This window comes from Paenibacillus caseinilyticus, assembly GCF_027533645.1.
GTDB classification, from domain to species: domain Bacteria; phylum Bacillota; class Bacilli; order Paenibacillales; family NBRC-103111; genus Paenibacillus_G; species Paenibacillus_G caseinilyticus.
This window is the reverse complement of sequence record NZ_JAQAGY010000006.1, coordinates 233670-253666: the sequence shown is the minus strand read 5'-3', so window position 1 is coordinate 253666 and position 19997 is coordinate 233670. Positions and strand designations below refer to the sequence as shown.

15 protein-coding genes are annotated in these 19997 nt (G+C 62.0%); 14 read left to right on the top strand and 1 reads right to left on the bottom strand.

What is annotated here, in order from left to right:
* Positions 1-77 precede the first annotated feature (77 nt).
* Positions 78-1007 carry a MerR family transcriptional regulator gene (locus O9H32_RS12050; RefSeq protein ID WP_269866337.1) on the top strand — a complete coding sequence of 310 codons (930 nt, stop codon included), beginning with the start codon at positions 78-80 and terminating at the stop codon, positions 1005-1007.
* Between the two features lie 214 nt (positions 1008-1221).
* Here the strand turns inward: O9H32_RS12050 and O9H32_RS12045 are convergent, their stop codons facing one another.
* Complete coding sequence (locus O9H32_RS12045; protein ID WP_269866336.1) at positions 1222-3000, bottom strand: Rqc2 family fibronectin-binding protein; 1779 nt, start codon at positions 2998-3000, stop codon at positions 1222-1224.
* 281 nt (positions 3001-3281) lie between these two features.
* On the opposite strand from O9H32_RS12045, the gene O9H32_RS12040 reads away from it, so the two are divergent.
* The 13 genes from O9H32_RS12040 (at position 3282) to rlmN (ending at position 19995) form a co-directional block, all read left to right on the top strand.
* Positions 3282-6074, top strand: coding sequence for a calcium-translocating P-type ATPase, SERCA-type (locus O9H32_RS12040; RefSeq protein WP_269866335.1), 2793 nt, complete (start codon positions 3282-3284; stop codon positions 6072-6074).
* A 155-nt stretch (positions 6075-6229) separates the two neighbouring features.
* On the top strand, positions 6230-7075 hold the full coding sequence (dapF, locus tag O9H32_RS12035; RefSeq protein WP_269866334.1) for a diaminopimelate epimerase: 846 nt from the start codon (positions 6230-6232) through the stop codon (positions 7073-7075).
* Between the two features lie 80 nt (positions 7076-7155).
* Positions 7156-9063, top strand: coding sequence for a bifunctional homocysteine S-methyltransferase/methylenetetrahydrofolate reductase (locus O9H32_RS12030; protein WP_269866333.1), 1908 nt, complete (start codon positions 7156-7158; stop codon positions 9061-9063).
* A gap of 29 nt (positions 9064-9092) precedes the next feature.
* The gene (locus O9H32_RS12025; RefSeq protein ID WP_269866332.1) at positions 9093-9974 is read left to right on the top strand and encodes a YicC/YloC family endoribonuclease; all 882 of its coding nucleotides are present in this window, start codon (positions 9093-9095) and stop codon (positions 9972-9974) included.
* Positions 9975-10168: 194 nt separating this feature from the next.
* Positions 10169-10429: an extracellular matrix/biofilm regulator RemA gene (gene remA, locus O9H32_RS12020; protein ID WP_009672664.1), complete on the top strand. Its 261-nt coding sequence runs from the start codon at positions 10169-10171 to the stop codon at positions 10427-10429.
* The gene (gene gmk / locus O9H32_RS12015) at positions 10419-11060 is read left to right on the top strand and encodes a guanylate kinase (protein ID WP_269866331.1); all 642 of its coding nucleotides are present in this window, start codon (positions 10419-10421) and stop codon (positions 11058-11060) included. The genes remA and gmk overlap by 11 nt, the downstream gene beginning before the upstream one ends.
* A complete protein-coding gene (rpoZ, locus tag O9H32_RS12010; protein WP_269866330.1) occupies positions 11060-11275 on the top strand; it encodes a DNA-directed RNA polymerase subunit omega in 216 nt (71 codons plus the stop codon). The genes gmk and rpoZ overlap by 1 nt, the downstream gene beginning before the upstream one ends.
* Positions 11276-11533: 258 nt before the next feature.
* Positions 11534-12736, top strand: coding sequence for a bifunctional phosphopantothenoylcysteine decarboxylase/phosphopantothenate--cysteine ligase CoaBC (gene coaBC, locus O9H32_RS12005; protein WP_269866329.1), 1203 nt, complete (start codon positions 11534-11536; stop codon positions 12734-12736).
* A gap of 8 nt (positions 12737-12744) precedes the next feature.
* Entirely contained in the window at positions 12745-15234 is a 2490-nt protein-coding gene (gene priA, locus O9H32_RS12000) for a primosomal protein N' (protein WP_269866328.1), read from the top strand.
* A 103-nt stretch (positions 15235-15337) separates the two neighbouring features.
* A complete protein-coding gene (gene def / locus O9H32_RS11995; protein ID WP_269866327.1) occupies positions 15338-15826 on the top strand; it encodes a peptide deformylase in 489 nt (162 codons plus the stop codon).
* Positions 15823-16788, top strand: coding sequence for a methionyl-tRNA formyltransferase (fmt, locus tag O9H32_RS11990; protein ID WP_269866326.1), 966 nt, complete (start codon positions 15823-15825; stop codon positions 16786-16788). Before def ends, fmt begins: the two co-directional genes overlap by 4 nt.
* A gap of 185 nt (positions 16789-16973) precedes the next feature.
* On the top strand, positions 16974-18500 hold the full coding sequence (rsmB, locus tag O9H32_RS11985) for a 16S rRNA (cytosine(967)-C(5))-methyltransferase RsmB (protein WP_269866400.1): 1527 nt from the start codon (positions 16974-16976) through the stop codon (positions 18498-18500).
* A 418-nt stretch (positions 18501-18918) separates the two neighbouring features.
* Positions 18919-19995: a 23S rRNA (adenine(2503)-C(2))-methyltransferase RlmN gene (rlmN, locus tag O9H32_RS11980; protein WP_269866325.1), complete on the top strand. Its 1077-nt coding sequence runs from the start codon at positions 18919-18921 to the stop codon at positions 19993-19995.
* The last annotated feature ends 2 nt before the right edge of the window (positions 19996-19997 follow it).

The following is a 19997-nucleotide window of genomic DNA, read 5'->3' as shown; positions in this document are numbered from 1 at the left end:
CGTAAGCGGATCCTTGTATAGGCTTTGTAAATGGTTTATAATGGGGCCCAATTGCAGGGTACGGAGGCTTGGGCTTCATGAGTGAAAGATGGCTGACTATCAAGGAAGTATCGATAAAAACGGGCTTGTCGACGCAGCTCATCCGCAAGTGGGAAGAACGCTACGGGGCGGTCTCGCCCTCCCGGTTCCCGAACGGCTACCGTGGATATACGAGCGGAGATGTCGAAACGCTGCTGTGGCTTAGAGGCAGGGTGGAGGAGGGGGTGCCGATCGGTCTGGCCGCCTCAGAACTGCGGGCCTTGGTTCCGGTATCCGCAGGAGCCACATCCGCCTCCTCGGAGCTGCAGCCCATCCAGCCGCCGGGCGACTCGGCCGTGTACCGGCAGGAGCTGCTTCAGCTGTTCCTCCGGCTGGATCCGCACGGCGCGCAGCAGTGGTTCGACCGCCTGCTCCCGCGCTGTTCTATGGATTGGCTGCTGCTGCAGGTGCTCGCGCCTGTGCTGGAGGAGGTCGGATACCGCTGGGAGTGCGGGGAGATCTCGGAGTATCAGGAGCACTTCGGCAGCCACTTCATCCGGGAGCGCCTGCTTGCGCTGAAGAATCCGTCTCCCATCTCCCCGGATGCGCCGCTAATCGTTACGGCCTGTTCGCCCGGAGAGCACCATGAGCTCGGCGTGCTGTTCCTCGGCTGGTTCCTACGGCAGGCAGGCTATTCGGTCGTCTATCTAGGGGCGGCGCCGTCCGAGAAGGGGATGCTCGATTGTCTCCGCCAGATGAAGCCGGCCGCGCTGGCCTTCGGTTCATCTTCGCCGGGCATGCTGCAGGAAGCGCTTCCGTTCTACCATGATCTGGACCGGCAGATTGCCGGCATGGGGCTGGGGACCAAAGTGTTCCTCGGCGGCCGCGCGATTGGGGAGGACGGGGGGCTGGAAGGCACGCGAGCGGTCTATAAACTGACGGGCAGCGCCGGGGAGTGCGTGGGGAAGATGCAGCGCCTGCTAGGCTGACCCTAACCTAAGCGGCGCAGGAAGGAATAGTGCCGCTTATATACCAAAGCACCCGGCTTGTCTCCCAATAGGGACAAGCCGGGTGCTTTTTGGATATCAAAGCAATTGTAACCAGCAGAGCAAAAGACTGCACCTGTCTCTTAAGTTCCGCGTCGGCGGAGGAAGAGCCGTGCCGGACGGGGAAGGGTCGGCACGGGCGGTCAAGGGCTGCTTCTTACTTGGCGGTGACGGGCAGTCCCTTAATCCGTTCGGCGTCGGGCGTGACGAACAGCGTCCGCTGATGGTCGTAGATTACGAAGCCCGGCTTGGCGCCGCTTGGCTTGCGAACATGCTTGATCAGCGTGTAGTCCACGGGTACGCCGCTCGATTCTTTGGCCTGGCTGTAGAAAGCGGCGAGCTGGGCGGCCTCGCGAAGCGTATCCTCGCCGAACTCGGGGCTCCGGATCACCACATGGGAACCCGGAATATCCTTGGTGTGCAGCCAGGTGTCGCCGGCGTGGGCGAGCCGGTTCGTCAAATATTCGTTCTGGGTATTGTTCTTGCCCACATAGATCGGAATGCCTTCCGAGGAGGTATAGCAGGCGAGCACGGGCTTGGCGTTCGCCTTCTTCTTGGTGCCCTTGCGGCCGCGGGCCCGGAGGTACCCTTGTTCCATCAGCTCTTCGCGGATCTCTTCGATATCGGACAGCGAAGCCGAAGCAAGCTGCTGAAGCAAGGAGTCCAGATAGAGGATCTCCTCGCGTGCCTGGGTCATCTGCTCGTCGACGGCAATCAGCGAGTTCTTGCTTTTGGTGTACTTCTTGAAATACCGCTGCGCATTCTCGGACGGGGTCAGCAGGGGATCGAGCTCGATCGTGACGGGTCTTTGTTCTTCATCGTAATAGTTCACGACCTCGATCTTCTTCTCGCCCTTGCGTAGCAGGTGCATGGAAGCGGTGAGGAGCTCGCCGAGAATCCGGAACCGGTCCGCATCGCGGGCGTCCTCCATCGTCTCCTGCAGCTTCTCGAGCTTCTTCGCATTCTTGGCCCGCTCGTTGGAGAGCAGCCGGATCAGGTCGGATACCCGCTGTTTGACCGTATCCCGCTCCGCCTTGTCGCTGTAATACGTCTCGAGCAGCTCCGATACGGTATCGAATCTGCGGGACTCTCCTTCAATATGCGTCAGCCGCAGGATAGAGAAGAAAGATTTGCCGGTTGCCGCCTCCTCCGCGATGACAGGCTCCGCTTCGCCGCTGCGCAGGCTCTGCATCAGCTCCGCGAAGGGCGGCCACAGCCGGGCCGGCGCTTCGGCAGGATCCAGCTCTGCCTGTCCGCCGGCTGCCCGGTGGACGAGCTCCCGGGCAGCCAGCGGCGAGATGCCGCTGAAGCGCTGCACGAGGGCCCCGGCCCAGTAGCGCAGGGACGAGGCGTCCTCCGGTTCCGCCGTTTGAGGGGCCGCCGTCAGTTCCGCGAGGAACGAACTCTGAGCTGTCTCCAGCGGCATTGCCTTGTGCTGCTCCGGCGGAGAGGTATAGGAACTGCCCGGCATGACGATCCGGTAGGAGGAGATCGCCGGCGTCACGTGATGGATGCCGTCGATGATCGTATTGCCTGCAGGATCCGTCAATATAATATTGCTGTGGCGGCCCATGATTTCCACGATGATCTTCTTCGTGCTGAGATCGCCGAGTTCATCCCTTTGGCGGATGCCGAAGTGGATGATCCGCTCGAGCCCGGGCTGCTCGATGCTTTCGATAATGCCTCCTTCGCAGTGCTTGCGCAGGAGCATGCAGAACATGGGGGCTTCCTTCGGGTTCAGGAAGCTTTCTCCGGTAAGGTGCACCCGGGGGTAAGTCGGGTTCGCGGAGAGGATCAGCTTGACGCTGCGGCCCGGTGCGCGGACCTGCAGCAGAATGTCGTTTCCGGTAGGCATTTGGATTTTATTAATTCTGCCGCCTACGAGGCTCTGGAGCTCGCGGACGAGACAGTGGACGACGAGACCGTCGAATGACATGAGGGACAACTCCATTCCTGGCGATGATATCACTGGCGCCATTCTCTATCATGCCATATTTTTGAGGAAATTTTAAGGGCTGTCTCCGGATGAGGGAGCCAGCTGCAGGGAAGACGGGGATCCGAGGCCGGTCACTTCGGCTTTCGCAGCCGAACAACGGGCCTATAGCCCCGTTCCCCCGCAAGTGTCCGGCGGCCTCGCGGGCTTCGGATCCCGGTGCTATTTTCCGGCTTGTCTGAATACATTTACCCTAGACAACCTATTGGGAGGGATAAAAGCAGATGAGTCAGAAATCGTGGGTTCACATGACGGTCCAGGAGATCCTTCAGGCGTCCGGAACCGAGCCCTCACAAGGGCTGAGCGAGGAGGAGGCACAGGGGCGGCTCGAGGAGCACGGGAAGAACGAACTGGCGGAAGGGCAGAGCATCTCGCCGCTGACGCTGTTTCTGAACCAGTTCAAAGACTTCATGGTGCTGGTGCTTGTCGGGGCTACGCTCGTCTCGGGGCTGCTCGGCGAATATCTCGACGCGGTCACGATTATCGCCATTATTATTATGAACGGCATTCTCGGGTTCGTGCAGGAGTTCCGGGCGGAGCGTTCGCTGCGGGCGCTTAAGGAACTGTCCGCACCGAATGCCAAAGTGCTGCGGGGCGGCAAGCTGCAGCTGCTTCCCGCCCGGGAGCTGGTGCCCGGGGATATCGTGCTGCTCGAGAGCGGGGACCGGGTGCCGGCGGACATCCGCTTCATCGAAGCGTTCAGCACGTATGCCGAGGAGTCGGCGCTTACCGGCGAATCCGTACCGGTGGCGAAGCATACGGAGCCGCTGGAGGGGGAGGAGGTTCCGCTGGGGGACCAGCGCAACCTGGGCTTCATGGGGACGATGCTCACCCGGGGCACGGCCAAGGGCGTCGTGGTGCGCACGGGAATGAGCACGGAGATGGGCAAAATCGCCGACCTCATCCAGCAGACGGATGCGTCCGAGACGCCGCTGCAGCACCGGCTTGAGCAGCTCGGCAAAATTCTGATCTTCGTGGCCTTGGGGCTCACGGTGCTTGTGGTGGCCGCGGGCATTCTGCATGGACAAGAACCGTACGGCATGTTCCTGGCCGGCGTGTCCCTGGCTGTCGCCGCCATTCCGGAAGGGCTGCCCGCGATCGTGACCATTGCGCTGGCGCTCGGCGTGCAGCGGATGATCCAGCGCAAGGCGATCGTGCGCAAGCTGCCGTCGGTGGAGACCCTCGGCTGCGCTTCGGTCATCTGCTCGGACAAAACCGGCACGCTCACCCAGAACAAGATGAGCGTGACCCACCTGTGGCTCGGCGGCGATGTGCTCGAAGTGACGGGCGACGGCTACGAGCCGAGCGGGGAGATTCTGCGCAGCGGCCAGAGCGTGGATGTGCGCAGGAACCAGATGCTGCGCCGGCTGCTCCAAGTGTCGGTCCTCTGCAACAACGCGCAGCTGCAGGAAGAAGAACGGAGCGAAGACGGAAAGAAGAAGAAGGATGGAGAGCCCGAAAGCTTGTGGACCATCAAAGGGGATCCGACCGAAGGCGCTTTGGTCGTGCTCGGAGCCAAGGCGGGGATGACCCATTCGTCGCTGGACGGCTTATACCGCCGGGTTCACGAGCTGCCGTTCGATTCGGAACGCAAGCGGATGTCCGTCATCGTCGAGCATCAGGGCGGGCGGATGGTCTGCACCAAAGGCGCGCCGGATCTGCTCATCCAGCAGTGCGCCTATGTACTCTGGGACGAGAAGGTCATTCCGTTCACGCCGACGCTGAAGTCCAAGGTGATGGCAGCCAATGAAGGGATGGCGAAGAATGCGCTGCGCGTCCTGGGCTTGGCTTACCGGGATCTGAAGGCGGGCGAGCGGGGAGAAGACGAGCGCTCCATCGAAGCCCAGCTGGTCTTCGTGGGGCTGACCGGGATGATCGACCCGCCGCGCCGCGAGGTGCGGGAGGCCATCCTGAAGTGCCGCAAGGCCGGAATCAAGACCGTCATGATTACGGGAGACCACCAGACGACGGCGGAGGCCATCGCAAGGCAGCTGAGCATCTTGCCCCAGGAAGGCCGTACGCTCAACGGACAGCAGCTTGCCGCGATGAGCGACGAAGAGCTCGACGGGCAGATTGAGGGCGTCTACGTGTACGCGCGGGTATCCCCGGAGCATAAGCTTCGGATCGTGAAGTCGCTGCAGCGTGCCGGTCACACGGTGGCGATGACCGGGGATGGCGTCAATGACGCGCCGGCGATCAAGGCGGCCGATATCGGCATCGCCATGGGCATCAGCGGGACGGACGTATCGAAGGAGGCGTCGGCCCTCGTGCTCAGCGACGACAACTTCGCGACCATCGTCTCCGCGATCGAAGAAGGACGGGGCATCTATGAGAACATCCGCAAGTTCATCCGGTATCTGCTCGCTTCGAACGTAGGGGAGATTATGACGATGTTCCTGGCGATGATGGCCGGGCTGCCGCTGCCCCTTGTGCCGATCCAGATTCTGTGGGTCAACCTGGTGACCGACGGCCTGCCGGCGATGGCGCTCGGGGTGGACCAGGCGGAGAAGGATCTTATGCAGCACAAGCCGCGGCCGGCCAAAGAGAACATCTTCGCCCGCCGCCTCGGCTGGAAGATTGTCTCTCGCGGCATCCTCATCGGCGTCTGTACGCTGGCGGCCTTCTATATTGCGCTGAAGCAGGGGGGGGACAGCGCGAACGCCTTGGTGAAGGCCCAGACCGTCGCCTTCGTAACGCTCGTCATGGCGCAGCTTATCCATGTCTTCGACTGCCGCAGCTCGCGGTCCATCTTCCACCGCAATCCGCTGCAGAATGTGTGGCTGGTCCTTGCGGTCCTCTCCTCTCTGCTGCTGATGTTCCCGGTCCTCTATGTGGAGCAGCTCCAGCCGATCTTCAAGACGGTGCCGCTGGGACTGGCGGATTGGGGACTTGTGCTCGGCTTCGCCGGCATCCCGACCTTCCTCATGGGCTTCGGCAGCCTGATGAGCAGGCCGGCCAAACGCAAGCCCGCCGTATACGGCCCCGGCTCCAAGGGAGTCAAACCCGTTACCCGCTGAGCCCCGCGCGGCGGCAGGCAGACCGGACCTCGGATGAGGCCCGGTTTGTTTGCTTTTTGCCCCTGTTTCCTATAAAATTTGGCGGAAGCCGCTATGCATACCTGTCAAAGTGCGTTATAGTATGGGGTAAAATGCGAATAACGGGAGTTTTCTCGATGAAAATGACGAATTTCACCAAAATGCAGGGGCTGGGCAATGACTTCATCGTTCTCGGCGGCCATGAGAGGCTTCCGGACGATGGGGCGGACCTGGCGGCTCGGCTGTGCGACCGCCACTTCGGCATCGGGGCGGACGGACTTGTCTTCGTTCTTCCCTCGGAGCGTGCCGATTATATGATGCGCATCATCAATTCCGACGGTACGGAAGCGGAGCAGTGCGGCAATGCCATCCGCTGTGCGGCCAAATATATTTATGATAAAGGGCTCGTCGAGCGCGGCAGGACGAACCTTACCATCGAGACGGTCGGCGCAGGCGTGCAGCCGGTGAAGCTGACGCTGCAGGAGGGCCGGGTAACCGGCGTGCGTGTGGATATGGGGCCTCCCGTGCTTCACGGCCTCTCCGTCCCGACTACGGTGGACGCCGAGACCGTGGTGGAATACCCCCTGACCGTAGACGGCAGGGAACTGCGCTTGACCGCGGTCTCCATGGGCAACCCGCACTGCGTCATCTTCGTGGAGGATGCCGCAGGCGAGGATCTGTATGCATGGGGGCCGAAGCTTGAGACCCACAGCCTCTTCCCCCGGAAGACGAATGTGGAATTCGTAACGGTCCGCAGCCGGACCCACGCGGATATGCGGGTATGGGAGCGGGGGGCTGGGCCTACGCTGGCCTGCGGAACCGGAGCCTGCGCCACGCTCGTAGCCGGTGTTCTCACCGGCGTACTCGACCGTGAGGCGGTCGTGTCGCTGAAGGGCGGGGACCTGTCCGTCGAGTGGAACGGGGAGGACAACCGTGTTTATATGACCGGTCCGGCGGCATTTGTTTTTGAAGGAAGCTTCTAAATTTGTTTGGGAGGAAAGCTTCCGGGACCGTTTGAAGTCAAGGGATCTGGTTCATCATGGAGAGAAGGGGGCTGCCGCGTGTGAAGCCGGGACTTAGAGAGGCGCTCCGCAGCCAAGTGCTGGTCGGGGACGGCGCCATGGGAACCTACCTGTACCAAATGGGGTTTCCCATCGGCATATCATATGAAGAATTGAATCTGCTGAAGCCCGATGTCATCATGGATGTGCACCGGCGCTACTACGAGGCGGGCGCCCGGCTGATCGAGACCAATACGTTCTCGGCCAACCGGGAGAAGCTGTCCAAGTACGGCCTCGAAGGCGAGGTCGAAGCGATCAACCGCGCGGGAGCCGATCTGGCGCGCCGTGCGGTGGGCGAGGATGCTTATGTAGTCGGCGCCATCGGCTCCATCCGCGCGGGCAAGCGCAAGAGCATCCGTACCGCCAAGGTCAAGGAGGATCTGCGGGAGCAGATCGCCATTCTGTGCGATACGCCGGTGGACGGGCTGCTGCTCGAGTCGTTCCTCGATCTCGACGAAATGCTCATCGCGCTGAAAGAAGTGCGCCGCATCAGCAATCTGCCGGTGATCTGCCAGTTCGCGACGGAAGGGGCCGGCGTGACGCAAGACGGCGTACCGCTGGGCGCCGCGTTCGAGAAGCTGCTTGCGGCCGGCGCCGACGTCGTCGGGCTGAACTGCCGCAGCGGTCCGAACGGGCTGCTGCGTTCCCTGGAAGGGGCGGCGGGCTCGGGTGAGACGCATCCGGCGTTCTCCGTCTTCCCGAACGCGGGTCTCGCCGATTACGTCGACGGGCGTTACACCTTCTCCGCGACGCCCCAGTATTTCGGCGAGACGGCCCGGCGGTTCGCCGATCTCGGCACCCGCATCATCGGCGGCTGCTGCGGCACGACGCCGGAGCATATCGCGGCCGTAGCTTCGGCGCTTGCCGGGTATGTGCCGAATCCGGAGTCAGCGCAGCGGTCCGCTGAGTCTGCGGCCGTGCCGGCCGCCGTTCAAGTGGCCGAACCTGCTCCGGAGTCCGCCGGAGGGATGGCGGGTAATCCGGCCGGACCTTCCATCGTCGATCTTGTACGGGAGCGGCATACGGTCATCGTCGAGCTAGATCCGCCGAAGGATCTGGACATCGGCAAGTTCATGGAAGGCACGGAGGCGCTGAAGCGAGCGGGCGTCGACGCCCTCACGATGGCGGACAACTCGCTTGCGGTCACGCGGATGAGCAATCTGGCCCTCGGCAGCATCGTCCAGGAGCGGGTGGGCATCCGCCCGCTGATCCATATCGCCTGCCGGGACCGCAATCTGATCGGGACGCAGTCCCACATGATGGGCCTGCATGCCCTCGGGATCGACCACGTGCTCGCCGTAACGGGGGATCCGGCACGCTTTGGCGACCTGCCGGGTTCCAGCTCGGTGTACGATCTCACCTCCTTCGAGATCATCCGGATGATCAAGCAGCTTAACGAGGGCGTCGCTTTCTCCGGCAAACCGCTGAAGAAAAAAGCGAATTTCATCGTCGGCGCGGCGTTCAATCCGAACGTCAAGTACCTCGATAAGGCGGTTCAGCGCCTCGAGCGCAAGGTGCAGGCCGGTGCGGACTACATCATGACGCAGCCGGTGTATAATGCGGAGCTGATCGAACAGGTGTACGAGGCGACGAAGCACCTCAGCGTGCCGATCTTCATCGGCATCATGCCGCTCGCATCCGGCAACAATGCCGAGTACCTGCACAACGAGGTTCCCGGCATTCAGCTCTCGGACGACGTCAGGCGGCGGATGAGCGGCCTGCGGGGCGAGGAGGGCCGTGCGATGGGCGTACAGATCGGCAGGGAGCTGCTCGATGCGGCGATGGGCCGCTTCAACGGGATCTATCTTATGACGCCGTTCCTCGCCTACGAGATGACTGTCCAGCTGACGGAGTACGTATGGGAGAAGGCGGGAAGAAGGGATTGGCACTTGTCCCCACTTCCAAAATGAATTAGAATAAGGTAATGGATGTGAACGCCATGGTTACCAGTATGACCGGCTTCGGGCAAGCCGAATGCACCATGGCCGGTTATCGGATCGGGATCGATCTCAAGAGCGTGAACCACCGCTACTGCGAGATCGTCGTCCGGATGCCCAAAGAATTCGCACGTTACGAGAATGCCGTGAAAGCGGCGATCGGCCAGCATGTGAAGCGGGGACGCGTGGACGCCTACGTTACGGTAGAGCGGGCCGGCGGCACCCCGCAGAATGTACATATCGATTGGGACCTGGTACTAGGCTACAGTGCGGCGGCGGAGCTTCTTCGCGAGCGGCTGTCGCTGCAGGATTCCTTGACGCTGCGTGACCTGCTCTCGATTCCGGGGCTGCTCATTACCGCCAGCAGCGACGTGCCGGAGGACGAAGATGGGACGGAGGCCGCGCTTGCCGGCTGTGCCGGGGAGGCGGCTGCTGCCCTGTGCGCCATGAGACGCCGCGAAGGCGCGTTCCTGCTCGGCGAGCTCGAGCAGCGGATTGCTGTATTGGAAGAACACCGCAGCGCGGCCGCCGTCCTAGCCCCGCTTGTCGTGCGGGATTATGCGGAGAAGCTGAAGCAGCGCATCGCCGATCTGCTGCAGCAGCCGCCGGATGAGAGCCGTCTCGCTATGGAGGTGGCCTTGTTCGCGGACCGGGCTTCCATTGACGAAGAGCTCACCCGTCTGAACAGTCATTCGGTCCAGTTCCGGGAGCTGCTTAGGCTGGAGGAGCCCCAGGGGCGGCGGCTTGATTTCCTGGTGCAGGAGATGAACCGGGAAGTGAATACGATCGGCTCCAAGGCGAACGATGCCCGTCTCTCCGCCTTGGTGGTCGAAATGAAGTCGGAGCTCGAGAAGCTTCGGGAGCAGATTCAGAACATCGAGTAAGTGACGGGGAGCTAGTTAACATCTTTCTTTTGGGTTGCTTCCTTCCGGGGAAGGAAACGGCCGGCGGAGAACCGTTCCCCGGATCGGTCCGCTGTGCCGCCCTTGCAACCAGAAGGCTGCCGCTGCGTAAGTCTAGAGAGAGACCCGGTACCACAAGCGGCCGAATCGGCAAAAGAAAGTTCAGGGGGATACCTATGGCGATCAAATTAATCAACATCGGTTTCGGGAACATTGTATCCGCGAATCGTATCATATCCATTGTGAGCCCGGAATCGGCGCCGATCAAACGGATTATTCAAGAAGCGCGCGACCGCCATATGCTGATCGATGCGACGTACGGGCGCCGCACCCGTGCCGTTATCATTACGGACAGCGACCATGTGATCCTGTCCGCGGTACAGCCCGAGACGGTCGCGCATCGACTTTCCAACAAGGACGATGATCATGACGAGTAATTACGGGAATGCCCCGGTCGACAAAGGAATACTGATCGTACTGTCGGGCCCTTCGGGCGTAGGCAAAGGGACGGTCTGCAAGGCGCTTCGGGAGTGCGCTCCGGATATCGTGTACTCCGTGTCGGCAACGACGCGAAGCCCTCGCGAAGGAGAAGTCGACGGGGTGAATTATTTTTTTAAGTCAAGAGAGCAGTTCCAGCAGCTCATCGAGCAGGACCAGGTGCTCGAGTGGGCAGAATATGTGGGTAATTACTACGGTACGCCGCGCAAGTTCGTGGAAGATACGCTGAACAGCGGTAAGGACATCATTCTCGAGATTGAAGTGCAGGGCGCACTGAAGGTCAAGCAGAAGTTCCCCGAAGGCGTGTTCTTGTTCCTGCTGCCGCCGTCTCTCACCGAGCTGGAGAGCCGGATTGTGGGCCGGGGGACGGAGACGGAAGAAGTGATCCGCAGCCGGATGTCCGTGGCCGTTGACGAGATCGCCATGATGGAGCATTATGATTATGCCATCGTGAACGATCAGGTCGATCACGCCTGTTCGCAGATCCGCAGCATACTGACGGCAGAGCACTGCCGTAAGGACCGCATGGTAGCCAAGATTCAACACTGGATGGCGGAGGTGAAAAAATAATGCTGTATCCTTCCATTGATAAGCTGCTCGACAAAGTCGACAGCAAGTACTCCCTGGTCGTTGCCGCTTCCAAGCGCGCACGCTCGCTGCGGGACGGAGCCAAGACCGAAGTGCGCAACAAGCGTTCGCACAAGCAGGTAGGCCTGGCGCTCGAAGAGATCTACGAGGATCATGTATCCTACGAGAAACTGCCGCCCAAAGAATCTCTGAAATAAAACGACAACCCTCGGGTTGTTATTTTTTTGAAATTGCCTTATGCCCCTTCCGGCAGCCTCTCTTTCGGGAGACGGCAGGAAGGCGGGGAACATGCGCACCGTCCGTTAAGGGCGGTGCAGTGTTGTTTATTGGAACCGAACGCACGTTTGCGTGCGCTGCTTAGGGCACGGCACTCACGCAAACCGTTCTCGCCTTGGGAAGGACGGTTTGCGTGAATGGACGGAGCCCATAGGTCTGGATGACGGGAGGGGAGCCCCATGCTCCAAGGAAAAACGGTAGTGCTGGGTGTGTGCGGCGGGATTGCGGCCTATAAAGCGGCGGCACTCTGCAGCAAGTTGACTCAGGCAGGAGCGCAGGTGAGGGTTATCATGACGGAATCGGCGGCCAAATTCGTCGCCCCGCTGACCTTCCAGGCGCTGTCGCGCCATGAAGTGGCGATCGACACCTTCGATGAGAAGGACCCTTCGGTCGTCATGCACATCGACCTCGCGGACCGGGCCGACGCCGTGGTGGTTGCTCCGGCAACGGCCAACCTGATCGGCAAGATGGCGCTGGGCCTTGCGGATGATATGCTCAGTACGACGCTCCTCGCGACCACGGCGCCTGTGTTCGTAGCTCCGGCGATGAATGTGCATATGCTCGCGCATCCGGCGGTCCAGGCGAATCTGCAGACGCTGGCCTCCCGGGGCGTGCGCTTCATCGAACCAGGTGTAGGGCAGCTGGCTTGCGGCTACGTGGGCAAAGGAAGGCTGGCCGAACCGGAAGAAATAGCGGGGGTGCTGCAGAGCTATTTTGCCGATGAGGGGCTGCTGAGGGGCCGCCGGCTGCTCGTAACGGCGGGAGGGACCGTGGAACGCATCGACCCGGTCCGTTACCTGACCAACGACTCCTCAGGGAAGATGGGGTATGCCATTGCGGAAGAGGCCAGGCGCATGGGGGCGGCGGTTACGCTCGTTACCGGCAGAGCATCCGTGCCGGTACCTGCGGGTGTGGAGGTCGTCCGTGTGGAATCGGCGCTCGATATGAGGGAGGCGGTGCTCTACCGGATGGAGAGCCAGGATATCATCATCAAGGCCGCTGCCGTCGCCGATTACCGGCCGGCCGAGGCGGAACAGCAGAAGATCAAGAAGAAGTCGGAAGACATGACCCTGCAGCTCGTGAAGAATCCGGATATTCTGGCAGAGCTCGGGGAGAGGAAGACGACCCAGTTCCTTGTCGGCTTCGCCGCAGAGACTCAGAATGTAGAGGCGTTCGCGACCGAGAAGCTGAAGCGCAAGCGTTCCGACCTGCTCGTCGCCAATGACGTGACGGTAGAGGGGGCGGGCTTCGGTACGGATACCAACCTGGTCCGGATCTATGATCAGGGAGGACTCGTCGAAGCGCTGCCGATGCTCTCCAAGCAGGAAGTGGCTGCACGGCTGCTCGCCTTGATCGCGAAGCGGCTCCCGAAGGGGGAATGAACCGAAGCATGTACGCGAAAGTCATTGTTGATGTGCCGGCCCGGCCGACGAACCGGGCTTTTGATTACAGTATTCCGGTCCATATGAGGGAGCTTGTGGCGGTGGGCTCCCGGGTGGGCGTGCCCTTCGGGCCCCGGACCGTGCAGGGGTTCGTTGTGGATCTGCACCCGGGCACGGAGCTCGATCCGTCCAAGGTGAAGCCGATCAAGCAGGTGATGGACCTGCAGCCTCCCCTGACGGCGGAGCTGGTGAGGCTGGGCGCTTGGATCTCCCGGACCTACCTCTGCCATGAGGTGACGGCGCTGCAGGCGATGCTCCCGGGGGCGCTCAAAGCCAAATACGAGCGTCACGTCAAAGCGGCAGAGCCGGGGGACGCTGGTGTGCTGCCTCTCCTTGTCCCGATGCAGGAGGAGATTCTGCGCTATGTCCGGCGGCAGGAGAGTGTGGAGCTGCAGTCCTTGATGGACAAGTTCGCAGAGGAGGCCCCTCTCGTGAAGGCGCTGCTCGACGAAGGTTTTTTGGTCGAAATTCAGATGGTCAAAGACCGGATGTCCGCCAAGAAGGCGCTGACGGTGTTTGCTCCGGAGGATCCCGGGCAGCTGGAAGCCTGGCTCGGAGAAGTGCCGGCCAAGGCGGCGAAGCAGCGCGAGGTGCTGGAGCATTTTATCCGGCATGCGGAGCCGATCAAGCTGACGGATCTGCTCTCGGAGCTGAATATATCGGCAGGCAGTGTGAAGGCGCTGGCGGACCGGGGGTGGCTGCGGATCGAGGAAGTGGAAGTGCAGCGGGATCCGTACGCTTCCCGGACCTTCAAGCCGACGACGCCCTTGGCGCTGACGCCGGAGCAGGAGGGCGTGTTCGGGCGGATCCGGGATGCCGTGCTGTCAGAGCGGCAGCGGGTCTTCCTGCTTCACGGGGTCACCGGCAGCGGGAAGACGGAGGTATACCTGCAGTCGATTCAAACCTGTCTGGATCAAGGACGCGAGGCGATCGTGCTCGTGCCTGAGATTGCCTTGACCCCGCAGATGGTCGAACGCTTCAAAGGACGCTTCGGCAACCGGGTGGCGGTGCTGCACAGTCGGCTGTCGCACGGCGAGCGCTATGACGAATGGCGCAAAATCGCGCGCCGGGAGGTCAGTGTGGTGATCGGCGCGCGGTCGGCCATTTTTGCCCCTTTTACGAAACTTGGACTTATCATTATCGATGAAGAACACGAAACGACGTATAAGCAGGAAGAGAGCCCCAAGTATCACTCGCGCGACGTAGCGATCGCCCGGGCCGCGGAGCACGGGGCTTCGGTCATTCTCGGCTCGGCGACGCCGTCGCTCGAGAGCATGTACCGCACTTCGGCGGAAGCGGCGCAGGCGGCGACCCCGGAGCGTCCCGCGTTCGAATTGCTGTCGATGCCTTCTCGGGTGGAAGGCAGGCCGCTGCCTCCGGTAAGAATCATCGATATGCGGGAAGAGCTCAAGACCGGCAACCGTTCGATGTTCAGCCGCGGTCTGTATAAAGCGATCGAAGAACGGTTACACAAGAAAGAACAGATCGTTTTGCTGCTGAACCGCCGGGGGTACGCCACGTTCGTCATGTGCCGGACCTGCGGCTATGTCGCCGACTGTCCGCACTGCGATATATCGCTGACGTACCACCAGAGCTCGCGGGCGATCCGCTGCCACTACTGCGGCTATGCCGAGCGGGAGCTGGCCCTCTGTCCGGACTGCGGCAGCGAGCACATCCGCCACTTCGGCACCGGTACCCAGCGGGTCGAAGAGGAGCTGGCGAAGCTGTTCCCCGGCATCCGGGTCATCCGGATGGACGTCGATACGACTACGGAGAAGGGCTCGCACGAGAAATGGCTGACGATGTTCGGCAACCGGCAGGCGGACGTGCTGCTCGGCACGCAGATGGTCGCGAAGGGGCTCGATTTCCCTTATGTGACCCTGGTCGGCGCGCTGGCTGCGGACTCGGTGCTCAACCTGCCGGATTTCCGTGCGGCGGAGCGGACCTTCCAGCTGCTGACTCAGGTGGCCGGGCGGGCCGGACGGCACGAACTTCCGGGCGAGGTGTTCGTGCAGACCTATACGCCGGAGCACTACAGCATCGTCTCCGCCAGCCGTCACGATTATATGGGCTTCATGCGCAAAGAGATGATGATGCGCAGGCTTCATAACTATCCGCCGTTCCACCGGCTGGTGCTCATCACGCTGTCCCATGAACAGGTGCAGCTGCTGATCCGCTCGGGGGAAGTGCTTGCGTCCCGGCTCAAGGAGCTGGCGGCGGAGCGCCGGGAGCAGGGCGTGGAGCTGGAAGTGCTCGGCCCTGTAGCGTCGCCGATCTCGCGGATCAAGGATAGATATCGGTTCCAATGCATGATAAAATATCGGGGAGATCAGGACATCGCCAAGATCGTCGAACAGGCGGCTTCTGTGCTGGAAGACGCCGTGAAGTCGCAGAAGCTGACCGTATCGATCGACGTGGATCCCCAGCTGTTGATGTAATGAAGCCGGATGACGGCATATAAATAGATGAGCGGCGCAGGTGTGCCTGTGGCAGGACGGCGGCGTTTGCGGTTTTCTTGAAACTTGAAGGATGGTGGATAACATGGCAATTCGCATGATCGTAAAAGACCCGGACCCGGTACTCCGGGAGAAATGCAAACCGGTTCCCAAAATCACTCCGAACATTATCAAGCTGCTGGACGATATGGCGGACACGATGTACGATGCGGAGGGCGTCGGCCTGGCCGCGCCTCAGATCGGCATTCTGAAACGCGTGATCGTGATGGATTGCGGCGAAGAGCAGGGCGGACTGATCGAACTGATCAATCCGGAGATCATCGAGAAGGAAGGCGAGATGATCGGGCCGGAAGGGTGCCTCAGCATTCCAGGGTTCTCGGGAGATGTCAAGCGCTACGAGCGGGTAAAAGTCAAAGGACTCAACCGTCACGGTGAGGAAATCGTCATCGAAGGGACGGAGCTGCTCTCGCGCTGCATCCAGCATGAGGTGGACCACCTGAACGGGGTGCTCTATACGGATCTCGCGGAGAGCGTGTACCGCAACGAGCCGTCGAAGGAAAGTGAAGAAGCATGAGGATCGTTTTTATGGGCACGCCGGAATTCGCGGTGCTGCCCCTTCGCACGCTGCTCGCTTATGAAGGCGTCCAGGTGGTTGGCGTCGTAACGCAGCCCGACCGTCCGGTCGGCCGCAAACGGGTGCTGACCCCGACGCCGGTGAAGGTGGAAGCGGAGCTTCACGGGCTGCCCGTACTGCAGCCGGAGCGGCTGCGCCGGCCCGAGTCGGTGGAAGCGCTGCGGGAGCTCGCTCCGGATCTCATCGTGACGGCGGCATACGGCCAGATTCTGCCGAAATCGGTGCTTGATCTGCCGAAGCTCGGCTGCATCAATATCCATGCGTCGCTCCTGCCCAAATACCGGGGCGGCGCTCCGATTCATTATGCCGTCATGAACGGCGATCCGGTAACGGGCGTCACGATTATGTACATGGCCGAAGGCCTCGACACCGGCGACATGATATCGAAGATTGAAGTGCCGGTCGAAGACACGGATACGACGGGCACGATGTTCGACAAGTTGAGCACCGCCGGCGCGCAGCTGCTGCAGGATACCCTGCCGGACCTGCTCGCCGGGCGTGTGCTGGCGGTAGCGCAGAACGACGCGGAAGCGGTCTATTCGCCGAATATTACCCGGGAGCAGGAGCGCATCGATTGGTCCCGCTCCGCTGCGGAGATCTGGCAGCTCGTCCGTGCGCTGCATCCGCGGCCCGGGGCGTTCACCTTGTGGAACGGCGAGGTGTTGAAGGTGTGGCAGTGCGCGAAGCCTGATACGGCAGAGCAGGCTCCGCAGGGCACCGTACCCGGTACGGTGCTCGAAGCGGGCGAACGCGGCATTGCCGTCGCGGCCGGCTCCGGCGTGGTGCGGTTGACCGAGGTCCAGCCGGCGGGCAAGAAGGCGATGGATGCCGCTACGCTGGCACGGGGCGGACAGCTGCAGCGCGGCTCGGTATTGGGAAGCCAGGGGGCGGAGAGAGCATGAGCGAAGGAACAAGAGAACCCGGCCGGGGACAGGGAGCAAGCCGCAGCGCCGGCGGCCGGAAGCCCGGCAGCGCAGGGGGACCGCAGTCTGGCGGCCCGGGTGCGGCTAGGGCTGGCGGGAGCGGATCCCGGGCGAAGGCCGGGCTCGACAGCGCCGTAAGGCGGCGTCCACCGCAGGGCGGTGCCATGCCTCCAGGCCATAAGCCTTGGACGGGCGCTCCGCGTGCGGCAGGGACGAGCGGGGGGCCGAAGCCGCCCGCCGCCGATCAGGCTGCGGAGGCCGGCGCAGGCTCCGGAGGCGAGGAACGCCGCGGAGCATCCGGCGCCCGGCGCGGCGGCGGGGCAAGGCCGCCCGGACGCACGTCCGGTTCGCTGCGTGAAGCTGCGCTGGACGTGCTGGTGCGTACCGAGCAGGACCGCAGCTACAGCAACCTGCTGCTGCACCAGACGCTGCAGAAGTACAAGCTGTCACGTCCCGACGCGGGCCTCGCGACGGAGATTGTGTACGGTACGCTGCAGCGGTTGAACACGATCGACTATTTTCTGGAGAGCTTTGTCAGCAAGGGGCTCTCGAAGCTGGAGCCATGGGTGCGAAGCCTGCTCCGGCTGAGCTTCTATCAGCTCTATTACCTGGACCGCGTCCCGGATCATGCCGTGACGAACGAAGCGGTGGGCATCGCCCGCCGCCGCGGCCACCAGGGAATCTCCGGCATGGTCAACGGCGTGCTGCGCAGTGTGCTGCGCCGCCGCACGGAGCTGGTGCTTCCGGAAGGGCTGCCTGCCGCGAAGCGGATCGCTCTGAGTGCGTCGCACCCCGAATGGCTGGTGCGGCGCTGGATCGCCCAGTTCGGCGAAGAAGCCGCGCAGCGGCTGTGCGAGGCGAACAACGAGCCGCCGCGGGTTAGCCTTCGGGTGAACACGCGCAGGCTCTCGCGCGAGGCGCTGATCGAGCGGCTGCGCGGGGAAGGCTTCGAAGCGGAGCCTTCCCCGCTGGCCCCGGCGGGCGTCATCGTGCGCGGCGGCGGCAACATGGCCCTGACGCAGGATTATGCGGACGGGGTCTACTCGATTCAGGACGAGAGCTCCATGCTCGTAGCGGAATGGGTCGACCCGCAGCCGGGCGAGCGGGTGCTCGACTGCTGCGCCGCGCCGGGCGGCAAGACGGCGCATCTGGCCGAGAAGATGGAAGGCCGCGGCGAGATTGTGGCTTGCGATGTGCATGAGCACAAGCAGGGCCTGATCCGCGAGCAGGCCGAGCGGCTCGGCCATGAGAGCATCACGACGCTGACGGCGGACGCCAGACGGCTGCCGGAGCATTATGCGCCGGAGAGCTTCGACCGCATTCTGCTCGACGCGCCCTGCTCGGGCCTCGGTGTGATCCGCCGCAAGCCCGACATGAAGTGGACGAAGACGGAAGCGGAGCTCGGCGGGATCTGCGCCATTCAGCAGGAGCTGCTGGAAGCGGTGCACGGTCTGGTGAAGCCGGGCGGCGTGCTCGTCTACAGCACCTGTACGGTCGAGCCGTCGGAGAACGGGGAGGCGGTCCGCGCCTTCCTCGCGCGTCATCCGGAATTCGTACCGGATGCTCCTCCGCCGTCTGCGGTGCCTGCAGGCCAAGAAGCCGCCTCCGCAGACGGGGCTTCGGTGCAGATCATGCCGTACGATTACGGCTCGGACGGCTTCTATATCGCCCGCTTGCGCAAGCGGGCATAAGGGCTGGGAATATGGTACAATATAGGTTGGCCCTGATGTGATAGGCCTCAGCCCGCAAGGCTGGGCATGCCGGAGGTTGATTGCGGTCCGGCTCCGTTACATGGAACAGCCGGAGCGGCCGCAGGGGAAGGTCCGGCGATGCGGGCATACCGGGGAATCTACCCGGATTTGAACCGGGGCTGAACCCGCAGGCACCAAGACCTAAGTGTCACTTCGACCTGACGGCATGGCAGCACGGGTGCGTTACCCCTGCATTCCCTTTAGGGATGTGTTTTGGCCGCCCTCTAGAACGCGGTACATCCGTGTTCCTCCGAGGGCCCCAGTTTCTCGTCTCTTTTCACGAATACACGCTTTTATCGTCCGTATTCATTCAGACTTGCAGCATTTGCTCACATTTGATAAACAGGTTGTGATCCATATGGTAACAAAAGACAATATGCCGGAAGGCAAGCCGTACGTCTATGACTACTCCTTCGAGCAGTGGCAGGAGTGGGTCAAGGAGAACGGGGAGTCCGGATTCCGGGCAGGCCAGATTTTCGATTGGCTTTATGTGAAAAGAATATCAAACTTTGACGAAATGACGAACCTGCCCAAATCGCTGCGGGACAAGCTGCGGGAGCAGTTCGATTTTGTCACGCTGCATGAAGTGGCGCACTACCGTTCCAAGGACGGCACCGTCAAATTCCTGTTCGAGCTTGCGGACAAGAACGCGATCGAGACGGTCGTCATGAAGCACAGCTATGGCAACTCGATCTGCGTGACGACGCAGGTGGGCTGCCGGGTCGGCTGTACGTTCTGCGCCTCGACACTCGGCGGGCTGAAGCGGAACTTGACGCCGGGCGAGATTATCGCCCAGGTGGTCAAAGCGCAGCAGCTTCTCGACGAGTCAGGAGAGCGGGTCAGCTCGATCGTCATTATGGGCATCGGCGAGCCGTTCGAGAACTACGATGCGGTGATGACGTTCCTGCGCGTGATGATTCACCCCAAAGGGCTCAACATCGGCCAGCGCCACATTACGGTGTCGACGAGCGGCATTGTGCCGAACATCTACAAGTTCGCCGAAGAGGAGACCCAGATCAACCTGGCGATCTCGATCCATGCGCCGAACGATGCGCTCCGCTCCAAGCTTATGCCGGTGAACCGGCGTTTTCCGTTCGCTGATCTGATCGAGGCGTGCAAGTATTACGTCGCGAAGACGGGACGGCGGATCACGTTCGAATACGCCCTGATGGGCGGTGTGAACGACCAGCCGGAGCATGCGGAGGAGCTTGGCCAAGTGCTGCAGTCCTTCCCGATGGCTCACGTGAACCTCATTCCGGTTAACTTTGTGTCCGAGCGCAATTTTGTGCGTACGCCGCGCAATGATATTTTTACGTTCCAGCGCATTCTCGAGAAAAATAAAATCAACGCCACCATACGCCGAGAGCAGGGCAGCGATATCGCCGCCGCCTGCGGGCAGCTGCGGGCTAAGCATATGGAGTCGGGTGCGAGGTGAAC

Coding starts and splice junctions, on each gene's coding strand:
- O9H32_RS12050 (WP_269866337.1), top strand. CDS start 78: ATGAGTGAAAGATGGCTGACTATCAAGGAAGTATCGATAAAAACGGGC.
- O9H32_RS12045 (WP_269866336.1), bottom strand. CDS start 3,000: ATGTCATTCGACGGTCTCGTCGTCCACTGTCTCGTCCGCGAGCTCCAG.
- O9H32_RS12040 (WP_269866335.1), top strand. CDS start 3,282: ATGAGTCAGAAATCGTGGGTTCACATGACGGTCCAGGAGATCCTTCAG.
- dapF (WP_269866334.1), top strand. CDS start 6,230: ATGAAAATGACGAATTTCACCAAAATGCAGGGGCTGGGCAATGACTTC.
- O9H32_RS12025 (WP_269866332.1), top strand. CDS start 9,093: ATGGTTACCAGTATGACCGGCTTCGGGCAAGCCGAATGCACCATGGCC.
- remA (WP_009672664.1), top strand. CDS start 10,169: ATGGCGATCAAATTAATCAACATCGGTTTCGGGAACATTGTATCCGCG.
- gmk (WP_269866331.1), top strand. CDS start 10,419: ATGACGAGTAATTACGGGAATGCCCCGGTCGACAAAGGAATACTGATC.
- rpoZ (WP_269866330.1), top strand. CDS start 11,060: ATGCTGTATCCTTCCATTGATAAGCTGCTCGACAAAGTCGACAGCAAG.
- coaBC (WP_269866329.1), top strand. CDS start 11,534: ATGCTCCAAGGAAAAACGGTAGTGCTGGGTGTGTGCGGCGGGATTGCG.
- priA (WP_269866328.1), top strand. CDS start 12,745: ATGTACGCGAAAGTCATTGTTGATGTGCCGGCCCGGCCGACGAACCGG.
- def (WP_269866327.1), top strand. CDS start 15,338: ATGGCAATTCGCATGATCGTAAAAGACCCGGACCCGGTACTCCGGGAG.
- fmt (WP_269866326.1), top strand. CDS start 15,823: ATGAGGATCGTTTTTATGGGCACGCCGGAATTCGCGGTGCTGCCCCTT.
- rsmB (WP_269866400.1), top strand. CDS start 16,974: ATGCCTCCAGGCCATAAGCCTTGGACGGGCGCTCCGCGTGCGGCAGGG.
- rlmN (WP_269866325.1), top strand. CDS start 18,919: ATGGTAACAAAAGACAATATGCCGGAAGGCAAGCCGTACGTCTATGAC.